Here is a 19,332-nt window from a genome sequence, read left to right on the forward strand (position 1 = left end):
TTGGATAAAGTGATAAAGGTGGAGATCCTCATGGAACAAGCTTTAAAAATTACAGGTGTTTTAGCTGACCCAACTCGTTATTACATTTATAAATATATTTCTCAAAAACATAGTTACGTAACTGTACAAGAAATTGCTGATGAGTTTGACATTCATCCAAACGTAGCGCGTTTACATTTATCTAAATTAGAAGATGTTCATATGCTGAAATCTGAAACGAAGAAAACTGGAAAAGGCGGACGACCAAGCAGATTATATGTATTATCTGAAGATGTTATCCAATTACAATTCCCATTCCGTGATTATCAATTATTAGCAAAAATAGCGTTTAATTCTTTACTTAGCCTTGGAGCTGCTGGTGAAAAAGCGCTATACGAAACAGGGAAACAATTCGGAGCCGAATTAATGCAACAACATATGCAGCGCTTAAATGTGAGCGAAGATGCTTTAACAGTGGAGCAAAAAGTTCAAATTGCAAAGGAAGCCTTTTCAACAGCTGGCTTATCACCTGCATTTGAATTAAGTGCAGATGGAACAAAAATTTTCTATGATGTACACAATTGTCCATTTAAAGAAGTTGCTGTCCATCACCCAACTGAAATTTGTAATATGCACGGAGATATGATGAAAGGGATTTTTGAAATCCTATTCCCTAACACGGAATTAACACGAAATGATAGTTTACTAGATGGATGTAAATCTTGTAATTATAAACTAACAATTTGATTTCTCATATAAAAAGAAGCCAATTATAATTGGCTTCTTTTTATATGAACGAATATTTACAATAGTAAGAAAAATAAACTATAATGAAGTGAGGTTTACTTTTTTTAGAAAAGGAGGGAGATGGCATGGAGCGCATGTTTCGCGTTCTCGGCTTTTGGACTGGAATTTTCTCGGTTATGTTTTACGTAGGGGATATGCATTCGACTGCACTACTATTTTTAGGACAAACAGGATTCTTCGTACTTTTAAGCTATTTAAATTTAACAGAGCGTATGTATATATACGTATTCGGGGCATATTTAACTGTTTTCTTCATAGGATTTACATACTACACGACATTTTTACTTGTCCCTGGGGCTGGACATTAAAAGATGGCATTTTGCCATCTTTTTTTTAATTCCGGAATTCCCTAGTTGACTTATAGGTTTTATTGATTTATATTCTATATAACAGATTGGAATTAGGGGGAATCATCATGAATACACTGCTTGTCGGAATTAACGTTGCAGTCATGCTCATTTTAGTTGGCGTATTATATTATATGCAACGTAAGCATGTATCTTTTAATAAACGTGTATTTACCGCTTTAGGAGTCGGAATTATCTTCGGTCTTATATTACAATTTATTTATGAGCCAACTTCTAAAGTAATTATTGAATCAAATACTTGGTTTGGCTTAATCGGTAACGGTTATGTGAAGTTACTTCAAATGATCGTTATGCCACTTATTTTAGTATCTATTATTTCAGCATTTACAAAATTACAGTTAACGAAAAACCTTGGTAAAATTAGTGGTCTTATTATCGGAATTTTAATTCTGACTACAGGAATTGCTGCAGCTGTCGGTATCGCTGCAAGTGCAGGATTTGATGTTTCTGCAACTGGTCTGCAACAAGGTGATGCAGAATCTGCTCGTCTGAAGCTAGTTGAAGAAAGATTTACTTCTATTGAAAAAACAACAATTCCAGATAAATTATTAGAGCTGTTACCTACAAATCCATTTCTTGATTTAACAGGTGCTCGTCCAACTTCAACAATTTCTGTTGTAATATTTGCAGCATTTATCGGTATCGCCTTTATAGGTGTAAAACGAAAATATCCAGAACAAGCAGAGCTATTTAAGAAAATGCTTGATGCTGTATATGCAATTGTAATGCGTATGGTAACCTTAATTTTACGTCTTACTCCATACGGCGTATTAGCTCTTATGGCAAAAACAGTTGCTGGTAGCGACATAAATGCTATTTTAAAACTTGGTAACTTCGTGTTAGCGTCTTACGTGGCACTTATCGTAATGTTCGTTATCCACTTATTATTAATTGCTCTATCTGGTTTAAATCCAATTCAATATTTGAAAAAGGTGTTCCCTGTATTAACATTTGCATTCACATCTCGCTCTAGTGCTGGTGCAATGCCATTAAATATTGAAGCTCAAAAAGAAAAACTTGGTATTTCTGAAGGGATTGCAAACTTCGCAGCCTCATTTGGAGTATCTATCGGACAAAACGGTTGCGCAGGTATTTATCCAGCAATGCTTGCAATGATGGTCGCTCCAACTGTAGGAATTGATCCATTACAACCACAATTTATTTTAACTTTAATCGCTGTCGTTGCGATTAGCTCATTCGGTGTTGCCGGCGTTGGTGGCGGTGCAACATTCGCAGCGTTAATCGTACTATCTACAATGAACTTACCAATCGGTATTGTCGCTCTTGTTATCTCAGTTGAACCATTAATCGATATGGGGCGTACAGCTCTTAACGTAAGTGGTTCTATGACAGCAGGTCTTATTTCTAGTAAATGGCTTGGTGAATTAGATCAAGATACGTACAATCAAGATGATACAAAAACTGGTGAAATTGCTTCATAATGAAAAGGACGCTAACAAAACGGTTAGCGTCCTTTTTTAGTTCTTTTCATCTTCCTCTTTATCTTTTATACATAAGGCATAACATATTGTTTCAAACACTATGTACAGATATAAAGAAATTACACCGTTTTTCATTTTTTTAATAACTATTAATTATAAACTACAGATTAACTATTATTCCTCACCCGCAAACTGTAAAAATTCTTCCAACCGCTCCTTTAACTCCTCCTCTATCTCACAATAAGATTCATCAACAAGTTCACCACTTAACTTACTTCCCCAAAACCTTATTGGAAGCGGTACTCCTAAAAAATAACTACAACATTCCCAGATAGGAACTGTATAAAATTCAACCATCTTTCCTTCTTCATCTAATACAGCTATCGAAATTGATGAAGAATATCCTGTTTCAAAAGGATTTTCTTTATCTCTGATGAGTTCTATAAATAATTCCATGTTTTTTTCTATGTACAAATGTGAATAATCTTTAAAAAGTTTAAATGCTATTCTCTCTATTTCCTTCTCCATGCATTGAATGTTCTCTTTTAACTCCAATGTAAAATCTCGTTCTGTATACTTCATCTCCGTCTCCTTACACATAGAAAAAGAGAATACAATAACATATTCTCTTTCCTCACATATACTTCATTATCTCACAGCCCGTCCTTTTCACAAATAACCATTTTGTTCGCACCATTTATGAAATTGTCCTACGTCTACTCCAACTAACACGATATCCTTTAGCTCTACCTCAATGATTTGTTCTCCAATTACAATAGCAAACTGCGATTCTAATTTTGTCTCGTTTTTCTTTACAATTCCAATTCGGTTCCGATGCGGTCCATCTTTTATATATGCTTTTTGTCCTACAATATCAAAGTTCAAGATCTTCACCTCTTTTACTGCGCTCAAATTGGAAATACGATCTCCACCTCGGAAAATTTCCTTTCATTGCACTATTTCTCTATATATATGACGAAACAATAAAAGAGTCCTTCCTTCTTTACAATTATTTTTTCTTTGTTTCATTTTTGTGATTGAAACGTAAAGTTTATAATAAAATACACTTGGAAGCGCTTTCTATGTAATTTTTTATGTTATAATGTATAAGTAGAACTTCGTAAAGAGGGTTAAAAAAAATGAATACAAAAATGATAAAAAAAGTAATTGAAGCATTAAAAGTATATGGCTTTCAGAATGTATCATTCTGTGACAAAACGAAGCAATTTTTATTTCATAACGAAACAGATATTATGAGCGGCTATGCAGAAATAACATATAGTAGTCAATTTGAAAAATTCAACGTACAAATTCATCCTATTGAAACGCATCACCAAGCAGAGTTACAAGAGGTTGAAAGACATATACAAGCCTGTATAAGAAAAGTGGAATATTTAAACGCACTTCTTAGCGGACAAACGAAACTAGATGATAAAATTATTATAATGTAAAAAAAGAACGTGATAGTCTCACGTTCTTTTTTTACATTATACATTCATCTTTTCTTTCAGTTGTAATCCTGTAATAGACTCTAATACATCCATTGCTTCTCCAAATGTCATGTCAAAAATTGTTTTATCTTCTATGTATGGAAATTGTCTGAAACGCTTTTCTAACATTTTCACAGCATCCGACGTAAAGTGTGCACTATCGATGCCAAATTCTGTTTCAAGAAGAACGATCCAATCTAACACATGAAAACCTAATCCATTTACGAATGAAATAAGTTTTTCTTCTGACTGTGAAGATAAGAATACGTGTCGTTCCATCTCACTAAAAAGTTCTTCTCCTAAAATATGAGCTAATTCATCATCATGTTCGCGGTCAATGATTTCTTCATAACCATAATCATCTACAAGCTCCTCAACTTCTTCACTATCTGCAAAAAGTAATTGGCTAAGAAGTGCCTCTTTCTTAAATTCGCTATTTTGTACGACTTCTAAAAAGCTCGTTTCCCATCCATTTTCTAATTTCATATTATGTACTCCTTTATATATGTTTCTTATCATCACTGTACCCAAAAGATCACTTTTATAACCTTTTAGATAGTTACTATTATTTCACATGATTCATAACATAAGATGCAAATTCTGCTGCATCTCCTTCAAAAAAAATCCCCATCTTTAAAACTTATTTGCGTTTAAATGATGGGATGCCTCATGGTCTTCTTTTATTTTTTGTTTTTTATAACTTTCATCAGCTAACATTTCTAGTTCTGCTGTTATTTCTGATTTTTCAAGCTCTCTTTCTTGCGAAAACTTCCTTGAAATATAAACAATAACACTACCAACGTACAACACAAAGCATATAATAAGTGCAGTATTTTCATAGAGACTTAGCTCCAACACAGTCACTCCTAATCCATTCGTATTTTCACGCTTCATTAATTGGAATTTCCCTACTAATCCATTTGCTACCCCGCATTAACGGGCAGTAAGACCCCCACCTCAAAATTCAGCGAACACAAAGAAGTTAGGTGGGGGATTAACTGCCCGTAAAAGCCCGATTGGTTCAACTAATAATCAGTGGGGGTGAACCTCCCACTGATTAAAGTTTCACTTTATTGTAACATAAAAACACCGTTTCTTGGAATCTTTCATCCTACTAAAAGAGGCATGATTGTTTCATCATGCCTCTGAAATATGTTGAATGATTGTTTGAATTGCTTCTTTTCCATTATATTTTTTTAGAGCTGTTTTATACATTTCATTATTTTGATTTAATTCTTCGACATGCCCTATAAGAGATTTCACAGTCACATCTTCTTCATACAATACGGAAGCATATCCTTGTCTCTCAAAAGACTCTGCATTTAGTATTTGATCTCCACGACTTGCAAATTTCGATAGTGGAATTAAAACCATCGGCTTTTGCAATGTTAAAAACTCAAAAATGGCATTAGAGCCCGCACGTGAAATAACAAAATCTGTTATGGCTAATATATCTGGCAGTTCTCCGTGTACATACTCAAATTGTCTATATCCTTCTTTATTTTGTAACCTATCATCAAGATTACCTTTTCCACAAAGGTGAACAATTTGATATTTTTTCAGAAGTTCTGGTAACGCTTCTCGAACCGTTTCATTAATTTTTTTTGCGCCCAAACTTCCTCCCATGATTGTAATAACTGGCTTTTTACGTGAAAAACCTAAAAATGCTAAACCTTTTTCACGATTTCCCTTTAGTACTTCTTCACGTACAGGAGATCCTGTATAAATTACTTTTTCTTTCGGTAAATGTTTCGCAGCTTCTTCAAATGTAACAAATATTTTTGAAGCGAAACGGAGCGCAATTTTGTTTGCTAGTCCTGGCGTCATATCAGATTCATGTAACAAAACTGGTACCCTGTTTAACCATCCTCCAATTACGACTGGTACAGATACGAAACCACCTTTTGAAAAAATTACATCTGGTTTTAGTTTTCGAATCCTTACATACGCTTCCATAACACCCTTCATCACAAGAAAAGGATCTTTTATATTTTTTAAATCAAAATAACGGCGTAGCTTTCCGCTCGCAATACTATAGTACGGAATGCCTTCCTTTTCTATAATCGTTTTCTCAATTCCTTGATGAGAACCAATATAAGAAATATCCCAATTTTGTTCTTGTAAATGTGGAATGATGGCTAAATTAGGTGTTACATGCCCTGCCGAACCGCCACCTGTAAAGACTATTTTTTTCATACGTCTCCCCCTTCTAGACTATAATACACTAAAATATCTTGCCTCGGGGTGAGAAAATACCATAGCCGTTACAGACGCTTCTGGCTCCATCATAAATCCTTCCGTTAATGAAATACCTATTTCCTCTGGATGAATTAAGCGAAATAACTTTTCTTGATCTGCGAGTTCTGGACATGCTGGATAACCGAAGGACACTCGTATCCCTCTATATTTCGTACGGAAGCGTTCTTCCATCGTCAATTCTGGCGAATCTGGAATCCCCCAGCGATCGCGAATGAGCATATGTGTTTTTTCAGCAAGTCCTTCTGCTAGTTCAAGCGCTAACGATTGAATAGCATGACTGCGTAAATAATCACCTTTCGCCTTCCACTCTTCAGCAATGTCACGAACACCTTCTCCAACCGTAACAGATAGGAAAGCAACATAGTCCATCTCATCTCCAACTGGGCGTAAATAGTCACCTAAAGTACGATATGGTGCTTTTCCTTGTCTTGGGAATGTGAAACGCTCTATAACACGCGTATGATCTTCTGGATCATATATTACAATATTCTGTCCGTCGCTTTGCGCTGGGAAAAATTGATACACTGCTTTCGGTTTTAACCAAGATTGTCCTTCCTGCAATAATTCATCTATTAAATCATTTAATTCATGCGCTCTTTTATCTCCCTCTCGCAAAAGTTTCTTCACACTTCCCTTTAGGCCAAGGTGATGTCCAAGCAGCATTTGTCTATTTAGAAATGGCGCGAGATGTGAAACAGGAACATCTCTTAATACAATTCGTTTTGTTGAATCCGGTACGATAACCTCAGCCTTCGGTAATGGCTCAATTACTGCTGGAATTTCTACTTTCTTCTCTTCTTTTGTTACGATATGAAGATGACGTTCTTTTTTATCCTGCTTCATCTTCTCACGCTCTTCTTCTTTTTGAAGCTTATTAATAATATCCAGCCCCGTCATCGCATCACTCGCATAACATACGAGCCCTTTATAAGATGGCGAAATGCGATTATCTGTAAACTTTCTCGTTAACGCTGCCCCGCCTACAACAATTGGAATATCAATATCCGCCGCTTTTAAATCTTCAGCAGTCGTTACCATTTGTTGAGCCGATTTTACTAATAAACCAGAAAGACCTATAATATCAGGCTTCTTTTCTTGTACTTCTTGCACAATTCGATCCGAGCGAACATTGATTCCTAAATTAATAATCTCATATCCGTTATTTGCTAAAATAATTTCAACGAGATTTTTCCCAATATCATGCACATCACCTTTTACAGTTGCTAATAATACTTTCCCTTTTTTCGCACTATCGCTAGATTCCATATGTGGCTCTAAATAACTTACAGCAGCTTTCATACTTTCAGCACTTTGCAATACTTCAGCAACGATAAGCTCATTATTATTAAATAATCTTCCTACCTCATCCATTCCTGTCATAAGTGGGCCATTAATAATATCCAAAGGTTTTCTTCCTTCTGTAAGTGCGAGACTTAAATCTTCGTGTAAACCTTGTTTCGTACCTTCTACAATGTAATTTGCGAGCCTTTCATCAAGTGTTAATGTTTCTTGGACAACAACATCTTTCTTTTTTGCCACGCGATAGAAGTTTGTAAATTTCTCCAACGTCTCTTGCGTCGTTTCAAAAAGCAATGCATCTGCAAGGCGTTTTTCTTCATCAGGAATTGACGCATAGCGCTCTAATTTTTCCGTATTTACAATCGCGTAATCTAACCCTGCTTTCGTTGCATGATATAAAAAGACGGAATTTAACACTTCGCGACCAGCTGGTGGTAAACCAAATGATATGTTACTTACACCTAAAATCGTTAAACACTCTGGTAATGCTTCTTTAATAAGGCGAATCCCTTCTATCGTCGCAGCCGCCGAGCCAATATACTCTTCATCACCTGTCCCTACAGGAAATACAAGTGCATCAAAAATAATATCTGATGGGCGTATACCATATTTCGTCGTCAATAACTCATAACTTCTTTTCGCAATTTCTAGTTTTCTTTCCGCACTTACTGCCATTCCATCTTCATCGATTGTTCCAACTACAATTGCAGCACCATATTTACGAAGAAGCGGTGTCACTTTTTTAAATCGCTCTTCTCCATCTTCTAAATTAATTGAATTAATAACAGCTTTCCCTTGAATATAAGTAAGAGCTCGCTCCATCACATGTTCATCTGTTGAGTCAATCATAATCGGTACTTTTAACACTTTCGTAACTTCTGCCAAGAAGTTTTCCATATCTTCTATTTCATCGCGGTCCGGGTCTGCCATACAAATATCAATAATATGAGCATTTTTCTTCACTTGCGCTCTAGCGATTTCAGCAGCCTCTTCAAATTTCCCTTCTGCTACTAATCTTTTAAATTTACGTGATCCAATAACATTTGTTCTTTCACCAACAAATAACGGTCTCATAGAGTCATCATATTGCAGTGCCTCTAATCCACTAACCCCATGTCCCGCTCTCTCTTGCTGTTCACGAGGTTTAAGAGACGTTAATGCGGATTTCATTGCTTTTATATGTTCTGGTGTTGTACCACAACAACCACCGATAATATTAACCCATCCTTCTTCTGCAAATCGCTTCACTTTCTCGGCAAGCGAGGATGGAGATTCATGATAATGTCCATCTTCATCAGGAAGACCTGCATTTGGATAACAAGAAATGTAACACTCCGATAAATCAGATAGAGAACGAATATGGTCTCTCATAAACTCCGGACCAGTCGCACAGTTTAATCCAACAGATAATGGCTTCATATGTTCTACCGATAAGTAAAAAGCCTCAATTGTTTGCCCAGCTAGAGTCGTTCCCATCGGTTCAATCGTTCCCGAAATCATGATAGGTACAACTGTATTTAGTTCATCAAAAGCCGCTTGAATTCCAATATAAGCAGCCTTCACGTTACGCATATCTTGACTCGTCTCAACGAGTAATACATCCACTTCTCCTTTCAACAATCCTCTTGCCTGCCGCGTATAAGCTTCAATTAATTCTTCAAACGTTACACCACCAGTAACACTAATCGCTTTCGTTGTCGGTCCCATTGCTCCCGCAACATATACTTCCTTCCCGCTTTCTTCGACTGCTTGCTTCGCTAAACGCGCTGCCTTCTCATTTAGCTCCTCGTCTAAATGAGATAACTCATAATCACTTAGTACAATATTGGTTGCCCCAAATGTATTTGTTTCAATAATATCCGCTCCAGCTTCAATATAGGCTTTATGAATCTTTAAAATAACATCTGGTCTTGTTTCTACTAAATACTCATTACACCCTTCGTACTCCTCTCCTCCGAAATCTTCCGCAGTTAAATCCTCTTGCTGGATCATCGTTCCCATTGCACCATCTAATAGTAAGATGTTATTTTGTAATTTTTCTTCTATACATTTCATCAATTAATACCTTCTTTCACTTCTTGCTTTTCTCTCACATATTTAACAAGATGTTCTGTAATTTCATATTTTAAAAATGGTGTAATAAGATAAATGCCGTTAAAGTATTTCATCGCCGCATCGATTAATTCTTGAGAAATACGAATCCCTTCCTCAATTGCTGCCTCTTTCGTTTCATGTCCATCCATTCTCTCTCTTACTGCTTCAGGTAAAGTAATACCGGGCACCTCAAAATGAAGAAAATCTGCATTCCGTTTACTTATTAATGGCATAATTCCAATAAAAATAGGTTGTTCTAAATGCTTTGTCGCTTCATACACTTCTTCAATTAACGCGATATCATAGATTGGCTGCGTTAAGAAATATTCTGCTCCAGCATCTATTTTCCGTTCCATTCGCTTAACCGCTGCTTTTAAATGTCTTACATGCGGGTTAAATGCACCGCCCACAGAAAACCTTGTTGCCGGTCCAATGGATTTCCCTAAAACGGAACGCCCATCGTTCATTTCTTTAATCATTTTAATGAGCTCGATAGAGGACAAATCATATACAGAAGTGGCACCTGGAAAATCACCAACGCGCGCTGGATCTCCAGTTAAAGCTAACACTTCTTCCATGCCTAACGCTGATAATCCTAGTAAATGAGATTGTAGTCCGATGACGTTATGGTCTCTACATGTTAAGTGCGTCAATACCGGAATATCATGCTTCGTTAATAATGCTCCCATTGCCATATTCGAGATACGGGGCGATGCTAATGAATTATCTGCTAGAGTAATAGCATCTGCTCCAGCTCTTTTCAATGCTCTTGCGCCTTCAAAAAACCGCTGCGTATCTAACGTTTTTGGTGGATCTAATTCCACTACTACGGTCGTTTGTTTTTTTGCTTTCTCTGCTAAAGTGACATGAGCTTTTGAACGTTTCTCATGTGTATGAACTACTTTCGGTCTTTGAACCGTATCCTTTTCTATTACAGGCGTAACATTTAGAGTAGCACGTTTCATACTTTCAATATGTTCTGGAGTCGTGCCACAACAACCGCCCAATAACCGAATACCTTGCTCAATAAATTTCGGTGTCATCGCTTCAAAATAAGCTGGACTTCCCTCATATACGTATCGTCCCTCTACATAATTTGGGAGACCTGCATTTGGATATGCTGACAAGTAACCATTTTTCGGAATCGATATCATTTTAAAAGCTTCCGTCATATGAAGTGGCCCTAGTTGGCAGTTCAATCCAACAACATTTGCACCGTAATCTAAAAGTTGTTTTAATATTTCATTTACATCATTTCCATTTTGAGTCGTACCCGCCTCATGTAACGCCAATTGCGCTACAATTGGAATATTTGTTTCTTTTCGTAACACCTGGACAGCATGAAGTAATTCAAACTCATCATAAAAAGTCTCTAATAGCAGTCCATCAACCTGTTCTTCTAATAATGCACTTGCCTGTTCCAGTAACATAAATTCTCGCTCCATATCAGTTGTCGTAACCGCCCCGATATGTTTCATACCACCAATTGTGCCTAAAATTGCATTTCTGTCTGTAACAGATGCTTTCGCCAGTTTTACTGCCGCTCTATTAATTTCAGTAACTTGATTTTCTAATCCATACATACGTAATTTCGCTTCATTTGCTCCATACGTATTTGTTTGAATCACATCTGCCCCAGCCGCTACATATTGCTTATGAATCGATATAATTAAATCTGGATCAGATATATTCAATTCTTCAAAACTACTTTGCAAACCATGTGAATGTAATAACGTCCCAACCGCACCATCACCTATTACAATTCCTTTTGATAATAAATCTAGTAATTTCACAAATCTCCCTCATTTCTATCAATATAAAAACCCCCTCTTCACTTTGAAGAGGGGGACATAATCGATCCTCCTCTTATTATGCAAAACATTCGTTTTGCAGGTATTAGCACCGTTTCAAACATTTCGTTTGAAGGTTGCCGGGTTTCACAGGGCCTTTCCCTCCACCGCTCTCAATAAGAGTTTGTCTTTATTATTTTATTTATGTAGCTAAAAGGAAATGCGTTCCCCTTTTAACAATGTTTGTTAATTTTTTTATAAATTTAGCACGCACAAATACAAAAGTCAATGACACTTGCGGAAAAATAAAAATTATTTAAAATAAAGTTGCAATTCAATTATCTTTTGTTGTAAAGTTAAAAACATAATAAAATTTCATACGAACATTCTTATCTAGAGAGGTAGAGGGACTGGCCCTATGACGCCTCAGCAACCATTAACATTTGTTAATAAGGTGCTAATTCCAGCAAATTGTGAAAGATTTGACAGATGAGAAGAAGACTCTATTCAAACCGAAAGCCTTCTTCTTAGAAGGCTTTTTTATTTTATATTCAACTAATGGTTCAATTTAAAAAGGAGGAATTTTCACATGTCAACTATCGAAACAAAATTAGCGCAAATCGGAAACCGGAGTGAAACTACAACAGGAACTGTTAATCCACCTGTTTATTTTTCAACTGCTTATCGTCACGAAGGAATTGGTAAATCTACTGGATTTGATTATTCACGAACTGGAAATCCAACGCGCGGCCTATTAGAACAGGCAATCGCAGACTTAGAATGCGGTGAACAAGGTTATGCCTGTAGTTCAGGGATGGCAGCCGTTCTTCTTGTCCTTTCCCTATTCCGCTCTGGAGACGAACTTATTGTTTCTGAAGATTTATACGGTGGCACTTATCGATTATTTTCTGAGCACGAAAAAAAGTGGAACGTTCGATGTAGATACGTAAATACACAATCTATTAAACAAATTGAGCAAGCCATCACAACGAAAACGAAGGCTATTTTCATAGAAACTCCAACTAATCCATTAATGCAAGTTACCGATATTGCCGCTGTTGCAACTGTAGCGAAAAGACACGGACTACTTCTTATTGTAGACAACACATTCTACACACCTTATATACAGCAGCCATTAACAGAAGGTGCCGATATTGTACTTCATAGCGCAACGAAATATTTAGGTGGTCATAACGATGTACTAAGCGGACTTGTCGTTGCAAAAGGAAAGGAACTTTGTGAGGAAATCGCTCATTATCATAACGCCTCTGGTGCGGTCTTAAGTCCATTTGACTCATGGCTATTAATCCGTGGTATGAAAACGTTAGCGCTTCGCATGAGACAACATGAAGAAAATGCAAAAGCAGTTGTTGCTTATTTAAATGATGAGGATGGGGTGACAGATGTATTTTATCCTGGAAGAGGCGGCATGATCTCGTTTCGTCTGAAAGATGAAACATGGATTAATCCATTCTTACAATCTTTATCCTTAATTACATTTGCCGAAAGTCTCGGTGGTGTTGAAAGTTTAATGACATATCCAGCAACACAAACACACGCTGATATTCCTGAAGAAATTAGAACAGCAAACGGTGTATGTAATCGTCTTCTTCGATTTTCCGTTGGTATTGAAAATAGTAACGATTTAATTCAAGACTTAAAGCAAGCCATTAAACTTGTAAAAGAAGGTGTAAGAATATGAGTTATTCTATAGATACACTCTTACTGCACAACCAATATAAACATGACTCGCAAACAGGAGCTGTTAACGTTCCTATCTATAACACATCAACATTTCACCAATTTGATGTAGATACGTTCGGGAAATATGACTATAGCAGGTCAGGCAATCCAACTCGTGAAGCTCTTGAAGACATCATTGCTTTATTAGAAGGCGGAACAAAAGGATTTGCCTTCGCATCAGGAATTGCAGCGATTTCTACTGCATTCCTCCTCCTTTCACAAGGTGATCACGTACTCATTTCAGAAGACGTATACGGAGGAACTTATCGAATGATAACTGAAGTTCTCTCCCGTTACGGTGTTTCACATACATTTGTTGATATGACCAATTTAGAAGAAATAAAGCAAAACATTAAGCCAAATACAAAACTCTTTTATGTAGAAACACCTTCCAATCCACTTTTAAAAGTGACAGATATTCGTGCTGTTTCTAAACTTGCAAAATCTATTGGCGCCCTTACTTTTGTTGATAATACATTTTTGACACCACTATTCCAGAAACCACTTGACCTTGGCGCTGATGTCGTTCTTCATAGTGCCACAAAATTCATTGCCGGTCATAGTGATGTTACTGCCGGATTAGCAGTTGTAAAAGATACCGATCTCGCTCAAAAACTTGGCTTTTTACAAAATTCATTCGGCGCTATTCTAGGCCCGCAAGATTGTTCTCTCGTACTTCGTGGTCTAAAAACATTGCATGTACGTCTTGAGCATTCAGCTGCTAATGCCAATAAAATTGCACACTATTTACAAGAGCACGCTAAAGTTCAAAATGTCTACTATCCAGGATTACAAACACATCTTGGATTTAACATTCAACAATCTCAAGCTACATCAGCAGGAGCTGTCCTATCTTTCACTTTACAATCAGAAGACGCACTTCGCCAATTTTTATCAAAAGTAAAATTACCTGTCTTTGCGGTTAGTTTAGGGGCTGTCGAATCGATCCTTTCCTACCCAGCTAAAATGTCACATGCAGCACTATCGCAAGAAGCTCGTGATGAAAGAGGGATTTCAAATTCATTACTTCGGCTATCCGTCGGTCTTGAAAATGTTGACGATTTAATATCCGATTTTGAAAATGCCCTTTCTTATGTAGAAGAGCCTGTAAATGCATAGAGCGAAAAGAAGATATGAAATTAAATTTTCATATCTTCTTTTTATGTTTTCGATTATACTTTTTACTTTTCGTATAGTTCATAAAAAAAGAAAGAGTACACCCATTTCCAAGTAATGAATTAATTGATATATTAAGAAGTAAAAAAGGGGCAAAAATAATGGATACTTGTGCAGATATTTTAATCGTTATCGATCTACAAAATGGAGTATGTTATAGCGAAGAACATTTATTTGACTTACAAAATTTACTTACAAAAGTAAATAAAAGAATTTCTTCATACAGAAAATCAAATAAACCAATTCTTTTCGTTCAACATTGTGATGATGATTTAGTACCTGAAAAAGAACTTTGGGCTATTCATTCAGATTTAGATGTTCAAAAACAAGATTTTTTTGTAAGAAAAACACATGCCAATTCTTTTTATAACACAAACTTGAAAGAGATTTTAGATCAATTATCTGTACATCGTATTGAATTTTGTGGTGCCCAAACAGAGTACTGTATGGATACCACGATTAAATTTGCCCATGGACTAGGGTACGAAAACTTCATGTTCCAGAAAGCAACCTCTACGTTAAATAATCCATTTATGTCCGCAAAAGAGACAATTGATTTTTATGAAAATATATGGAACCACAGATTTTTAAAATTGATGAAAGATGAAATCTAGAATACATAACTAACATCTTGGTAATTCTAAGATTTATCAGCTATATTCAAACATTTCATTTTCACCATAAAGAAGCTGACTACATTCGGCTTCTTTTCTTTTAACCTGTTTTATATTCTATATATAACATTATAATTCCTTTGTCATATTATTTTAAAAATTTCGTATATTCATTTGAAAGAATAAGAAAATCATGATAAAATTGTGTTACAAATATATCTATATCTTTCAATTTTTAAAACGCATCGAAATTTTCACCCAAAAATGTCATTTTACAAAACCGTGCTAAATTATCTACTTTATTTACATCAGGGTCTCTTTTCTTACAATTTCTTTACTTTAGGAATGTTTTTCTGCAACAACTGTTTTCTTTTCTTTAATTTTTTGGTATGTATAGTATGGTATAACAGCTCACACGGAGGTGGAAAAGAACATGTTAGAAACCTTTCAAAAAGAAATAGAACTATATGAAAGCAATGCAGAATTATTGAAAGTACTTGCTCATCCTGTTCGCTTATGTATTGTAAAAGGATTAATTGAACGCGGTCCAAGCAACGTTTCTACAATGTACACTGGCTTAAACATGCCACAATCTACAATTTCACAGCATTTAGCAAAGTTAAAAAGTGCTAAAATCGTTTCAAGTGAAAGAAAAGGATTGGAAATTTATTACAAAGTAGAAAACGAGACAATTATTCAACTCGTTCGCGTATTATTGGGTTAGGGACTCATAGACAGAAAAAAAGGATGTATTTTATATTTTTCATCTCATATCTTTAATATAAATATATATCATGAGAGGAAATATATGATGCTACATAAGTCGTATTAAAAAACAAGACACAGAACTATGCTGTGTCTTGTTTTTTATATTTTCAAATACCGATCCAAGTGTAACTGTTGCATATGTTTCGTATGTATAACAACATCACATGCACTCCCCAATCCTCCGCTCAAAATCATAGAATGAACTGCACGATTTTGTTTTTGAATTTCAGAAAAAGGATCCCGATCTTGATGATTCGTAAGCAGCTCTAGTATTCCTGCTGCTAACAAAAACTCAGATTGTTTCTTATGCCATACCATATTCATACCTTGCAGGCTAAACATTTCTTTCAGTTCGTCCCAATGAATATGAGTAGTAAGATCCATTTCACCTGGATACGCTAAAGGATTACGAATTAATTTATGCTCGTAATATCCTCGTAAACTACCTTCTTGATGTGCAGGATGCATCCATTCTTCTTTTGTATATCCATAATCAACTGTAATACATACACCTCGTTGAAACCATTTCGCAATTTCTTTTATATATTCTTCCATCGCAATTGGCACTTCAAAACGCTGGCCTTCAGCGAGATGAATATTATATTTCAATAAGTATCGACCAATTCTTTTATGTAACGGCCTACATACTTCTGCAAGTTTCCCTTCCTCTGTGTACGTAACACGTACTTCATACAATATTCCATTTCTCTTCTCAATTACTTCAACAGGAAATGCATCAAATAACTCATTCGAAAAAAGAATCCCCTCGAACGATTCTCCCATTTCACTATGCGACGTATAATATGACACATTAGAAAACGAACAAAGAGTCTTTTGCTGCAATTTTCTATGAAAAGGGCTCATTTCAATTATCGAATAGTTTAAATCAATAAAGGTTTCCGGTGATAATTGCTTCCATTCTTGTAAAACATCATAGGCAAACCTTCCTGTCCCCCCACCAATCTCACAAATATGTGGAGCAACTTCACCATTTTCAACAAGACGAATAAAAAACTTAGCAAAAGTTTTTGCAAACACAGAGGATACGTTGCTACTTGTAAAAAAATCCCCTTGTCTTCCTATTTTTTCACGTTCTTTCATATAATATCCATGTTCCTCTGCATATAATGCGAGGTTCATATATGTACTGTATGAAATTGAATAATCCTTTTCTTTTTCCATCCATTCTTTTAAAATGAGCTCCATCCCCATACTAGCTCCTTACTGTAAAAATGGATTATTTTCTTTTTCAAAACCAATGCTTGTTTCTGGACCATGTCCACATAACACCGCTGTTTCATCAGGTAATACAAATAATTTCTCTTCAATACTTCCAATCAACTCTGCAAAACTTCCACCAGGTAAATCTGTTCTTCCAATACTCATTTGGAATAATACATCTCCAGAAAATACAGCATTCGCCTCTTTACAGTAATAAGAAATACTGCCTGGAGAATGTCCTGGTGTCTCAAAAATTTCAAAGTTAAATGAACCAATTGCTAATGCACCTTCTGCATCAATAATATGATCTGCTGGTTTTGCTGTAATGCTGCGATTCATCATAAAGATTTGAGAACCATTTACAGTTGCATCGCCTAACCAATCTGCTTCTTCTTTATGTACGTACACAGGAATATGAAAAGCGTCTCTTACCGCATCAACAGCACCAATATGATCAAAGTGAGCATGTGTTAATAAAACAGCCAGTGGCTTTAATTGTTCTTCTTGTAAATATGTAACGAGCTTCTCTCCTTCGTGACCAGGATCAAAGATAATACACTCATTTTGCTCATTCGTTAAAATATAAGCATTTGTTTGTAATGGGCCTAACGGCATTTGTATCCATTTCATATGAAAATCTCCTCCAATTATTAAACTTACTTTCAATGATACAACATTTTTTTCTCTTAGGAAAAGAAAGGATGCTATCTCGACAATCATTTTTAAAACATGTACAATATAAAAGAGTAAATATTCCAAAAACTCATATTAAGGAATGGGTAGACAGAGGAGGATATTGTATGGGCCTTGTTATTATTTTTACGCTTGTCACTCTGTTAGCTGTATTTGCTACGCTTAGAACACTTCGCGAAAAGAATTTTCTCGCGGGCGGCTTTGCAATTGCAACCGTACTCGTTTTCGGATGGTTTACAATCATGACTGTTCTATATAACGGGTACCCACCAGCAGCTTAATTCATTTACATGCTCGTCTTCATCAAGATTTCGCACAAAAAGAGGAAGGGTTTCCCCTTCCTCTTTTCATACTTCACAACTTATACCATCTTCGCTTCGTATTTGTGCTTTTTTACAAGCCAAGCTCCTCCGATAACACCTGCATCATTACCAAGTGTTGCAATAGCTAACTTCGTGCTCTTTACAGCACGTGAGAAAGCATATTGCTCAAAATAGCGTTGAATTGGTTCTAAAAGTGCATCTCCAGCTTTAGAAACGCCTCCGCCAATAACGATTTTCTCTGGGTTCAACGTGCTAGAAAGGTTCGCTACAGCTAATCCTAAATAAGAAGCTACCTTTTCTACTACTTCGCCTGCTAGTTCATCACCTTGTCCATGTGCTTCAAATACGTCTTTTGATGTGATACGTCCTTCTTCTGCTAACATAGAACGTAGAATACTTTCTTTATCAGTCTCTTGTATTTTTTGCATAGCAACACGCACAATACCTGTTGCAGATGCTACAGTTTCTAGGCAACCAGACTTCCCGCAATTACATGGGAAAGCATTCTCTGTAACGACTGTAATGTGTCCGATTTCACCAGCAGCACCGCTTACGCCGTGTACAATCTCTCCATTGGCAATTACACCGCCGCCAACACCAGTGCCAAGCGTCATACAAATTAAATCTTTTGCTCCTTCACCAGCACCTTTCCACATTTCACCAAGCGCTGCTAAGTTCGCATCATTATCAATCACAACAGGTAATCCTGTTTCTACTTCTAATAAATCTTTTAACGGATAGTTCTTCCATCCTAAGTTAACCGCTTCATAAATCATTCCAGACGCCACGTGTACAGGGCCAGGAGCTCCCATACCAATACCGATTAACTTACTTTTTAATTCGCCTAACTCCTCTAACTTTTTATCAATAGCTTTCGCTACATCAAGTGTAATATGTTTTCCTTGCTCATTTGTATTCGTAGGGATTTCCCACTTATGTAAAATTTCACCGTATACATTAATAAATGCTAATTTAATCGTTGTACCACCAAGGTCAACACCAACTAACCATTTCTCTTCCATGTTACTTACCTACCTTTATCTAATTCTTATTTAGCTCTTTTTGAATTTCTTGCTTCAATAAAAATAAAGCTGTTTGATAGTCTTGTGAATCGATTAGCTGTGATTGATTTAATTCACGCAATTCATCTTGCATTAATTGTAAATCTGCAATTCGATCTCCCGTATAAATAATCGTACCAAATTTCTTTAGCAATTGCTGAATATCATATATAGATAACATTTCATCACCCTCTATGCTCACTTA

At 36.0% G+C, this 19,332-nt stretch carries 20 protein-coding genes and 2 riboswitches; of the genes, 9 read left to right on the plus strand and 11 right to left on the minus strand.

Going from position 1 to position 19,332, the window contains the following annotated elements; all coding sequences use genetic code 11:
- Positions 1-30 precede the first annotated feature (30 nt).
- From PDQ40_RS12105 to PDQ40_RS12115, 3 genes are all read left to right on the plus strand, one after another.
- The gene (locus tag PDQ40_RS12105; protein ID WP_000434103.1) at positions 31-726 is read left to right on the plus strand and encodes a helix-turn-helix transcriptional regulator; all 696 of its coding nucleotides are present in this window, start codon (positions 31-33) and stop codon (positions 724-726) included.
- A 125-nt stretch (positions 727-851) separates the two neighbouring features.
- Complete coding sequence (locus tag PDQ40_RS12110; RefSeq protein ID WP_000440714.1) at positions 852-1,094, plus strand: DUF2626 domain-containing protein; 243 nt, start codon at positions 852-854, stop codon at positions 1,092-1,094.
- A 107-nt stretch (positions 1,095-1,201) separates the two neighbouring features.
- Positions 1,202-2,596 carry an L-cystine transporter gene (locus PDQ40_RS12115; RefSeq protein WP_001094339.1) on the plus strand — a complete coding sequence of 465 codons (1,395 nt, stop codon included), beginning with the start codon at positions 1,202-1,204 and terminating at the stop codon, positions 2,594-2,596.
- 174 nt (positions 2,597-2,770) lie between these two features.
- Here the strand turns inward: PDQ40_RS12115 and PDQ40_RS12120 are convergent, their stop codons facing one another.
- Both PDQ40_RS12120 and PDQ40_RS12125 read right to left on the minus strand, forming a co-directional pair.
- On the minus strand, positions 2,771-3,178 hold the full coding sequence (locus tag PDQ40_RS12120) for a hypothetical protein (protein ID WP_000877912.1): 408 nt from the start codon (positions 3,176-3,178) through the stop codon (positions 2,771-2,773).
- 87 nt (positions 3,179-3,265) lie between these two features.
- On the minus strand, positions 3,266-3,481 hold the full coding sequence (locus PDQ40_RS12125; protein WP_001008331.1) for a DUF3912 family protein: 216 nt from the start codon (positions 3,479-3,481) through the stop codon (positions 3,266-3,268).
- A gap of 254 nt (positions 3,482-3,735) precedes the next feature.
- Between PDQ40_RS12125 and PDQ40_RS12130 the strand changes: the two genes are divergently transcribed.
- Positions 3,736-4,047: a hypothetical protein gene (locus PDQ40_RS12130; protein WP_001093243.1), complete on the plus strand. Its 312-nt coding sequence runs from the start codon at positions 3,736-3,738 to the stop codon at positions 4,045-4,047.
- 36 nt (positions 4,048-4,083) lie between these two features.
- On the opposite strand, the gene PDQ40_RS12135 is transcribed toward PDQ40_RS12130, so the two are convergent.
- The 5 genes from PDQ40_RS12135 to PDQ40_RS12155 all read right to left on the minus strand — a co-directional run bounded on the left by PDQ40_RS12135 (position 4,084) and on the right by PDQ40_RS12155 (position 11,531).
- The gene (locus tag PDQ40_RS12135; RefSeq protein ID WP_000764274.1) at positions 4,084-4,572 is read right to left on the minus strand and encodes a hypothetical protein; all 489 of its coding nucleotides are present in this window, start codon (positions 4,570-4,572) and stop codon (positions 4,084-4,086) included.
- Positions 4,573-4,719: 147 nt separating this feature from the next.
- Positions 4,720-4,980, minus strand: a complete 261-nt coding sequence (locus PDQ40_RS12140) for a DUF3966 domain-containing protein (RefSeq protein WP_000817964.1) — start codon at positions 4,978-4,980, stop codon at positions 4,720-4,722.
- A 243-nt stretch (positions 4,981-5,223) separates the two neighbouring features.
- Positions 5,224-6,282, minus strand: coding sequence for an undecaprenyldiphospho-muramoylpentapeptide beta-N-acetylglucosaminyltransferase (gene murG, locus PDQ40_RS12145; RefSeq protein ID WP_270691437.1), 1,059 nt, complete (start codon positions 6,280-6,282; stop codon positions 5,224-5,226).
- Positions 6,283-6,300: 18 nt separating this feature from the next.
- Complete coding sequence (metH, locus tag PDQ40_RS12150; protein ID WP_000649710.1) at positions 6,301-9,699, minus strand: methionine synthase; 3,399 nt, start codon at positions 9,697-9,699, stop codon at positions 6,301-6,303.
- Complete coding sequence (locus PDQ40_RS12155; RefSeq protein ID WP_000770334.1) at positions 9,699-11,531, minus strand: bifunctional homocysteine S-methyltransferase/methylenetetrahydrofolate reductase; 1,833 nt, start codon at positions 11,529-11,531, stop codon at positions 9,699-9,701. Before PDQ40_RS12155 ends, metH begins: the two co-directional genes overlap by 1 nt.
- A 70-nt stretch (positions 11,532-11,601) precedes the next feature.
- A riboswitch (SAM riboswitch) is annotated at positions 11,602-11,711 on the minus strand.
- 203 nt (positions 11,712-11,914) lie between these two features.
- A riboswitch (SAM riboswitch) is annotated at positions 11,915-12,024 on the plus strand.
- A 93-nt stretch (positions 12,025-12,117) separates the two neighbouring features.
- Here PDQ40_RS12155 and metI point away from each other — a divergent pair.
- The 4 genes from metI (at position 12,118) to PDQ40_RS12175 (ending at position 15,785) form a co-directional block, all read left to right on the plus strand.
- A complete protein-coding gene (gene metI / locus PDQ40_RS12160) occupies positions 12,118-13,230 on the plus strand; it encodes a cystathionine gamma-synthase/O-acetylhomoserine thiolyase (RefSeq protein WP_000103875.1) in 1,113 nt (370 codons plus the stop codon).
- Entirely contained in the window at positions 13,227-14,390 is a 1,164-nt protein-coding gene (gene metC / locus PDQ40_RS12165) for a cystathionine beta-lyase (RefSeq protein ID WP_000122291.1), read from the plus strand. The genes metI and metC overlap by 4 nt, the downstream gene beginning before the upstream one ends.
- A gap of 158 nt (positions 14,391-14,548) precedes the next feature.
- The gene (locus PDQ40_RS12170; protein WP_000379161.1) at positions 14,549-15,061 is read left to right on the plus strand and encodes a cysteine hydrolase family protein; all 513 of its coding nucleotides are present in this window, start codon (positions 14,549-14,551) and stop codon (positions 15,059-15,061) included.
- Between the two features lie 433 nt (positions 15,062-15,494).
- Entirely contained in the window at positions 15,495-15,785 is a 291-nt protein-coding gene (locus tag PDQ40_RS12175) for an ArsR/SmtB family transcription factor (protein ID WP_000894375.1), read from the plus strand.
- A 143-nt stretch (positions 15,786-15,928) separates the two neighbouring features.
- Here PDQ40_RS12175 and PDQ40_RS12180 read toward each other — a convergent pair whose 3' ends face one another.
- Both PDQ40_RS12180 and PDQ40_RS12185 read right to left on the minus strand, forming a co-directional pair.
- Positions 15,929-17,041 (minus strand): class I SAM-dependent methyltransferase, encoded by a 1,113-nt coding sequence (locus PDQ40_RS12180; RefSeq protein WP_000525121.1) that lies wholly within the window; start codon positions 17,039-17,041, stop codon positions 15,929-15,931.
- Between the two features lie 9 nt (positions 17,042-17,050).
- Entirely contained in the window at positions 17,051-17,680 is a 630-nt protein-coding gene (locus PDQ40_RS12185; RefSeq protein WP_000871248.1) for an MBL fold metallo-hydrolase, read from the minus strand.
- Positions 17,681-17,850: 170 nt separating this feature from the next.
- Between PDQ40_RS12185 and PDQ40_RS12190 the strand changes: the two genes are divergently transcribed.
- Positions 17,851-18,024 (plus strand): DUF2759 domain-containing protein, encoded by a 174-nt coding sequence (locus tag PDQ40_RS12190; RefSeq protein ID WP_000524853.1) that lies wholly within the window; start codon positions 17,851-17,853, stop codon positions 18,022-18,024.
- 80 nt (positions 18,025-18,104) lie between these two features.
- Here the strand turns inward: PDQ40_RS12190 and glcK are convergent, their stop codons facing one another.
- The gene (gene glcK / locus PDQ40_RS12195) at positions 18,105-19,088 is read right to left on the minus strand and encodes a glucokinase (RefSeq protein WP_270691438.1); all 984 of its coding nucleotides are present in this window, start codon (positions 19,086-19,088) and stop codon (positions 18,105-18,107) included.
- A 19-nt stretch (positions 19,089-19,107) separates the two neighbouring features.
- Positions 19,108-19,308, minus strand: a complete 201-nt coding sequence (locus PDQ40_RS12200; protein ID WP_000949156.1) for a YqgQ family protein — start codon at positions 19,306-19,308, stop codon at positions 19,108-19,110.
- Positions 19,309-19,332: the final 24 nt, after the last annotated feature.

Source organism: Bacillus cereus group sp. Bc061, assembly GCF_027715825.1.
In the GTDB taxonomy this organism is placed as follows: domain Bacteria; phylum Bacillota; class Bacilli; order Bacillales; family Bacillaceae_G; genus Bacillus_A; species Bacillus_A paranthracis.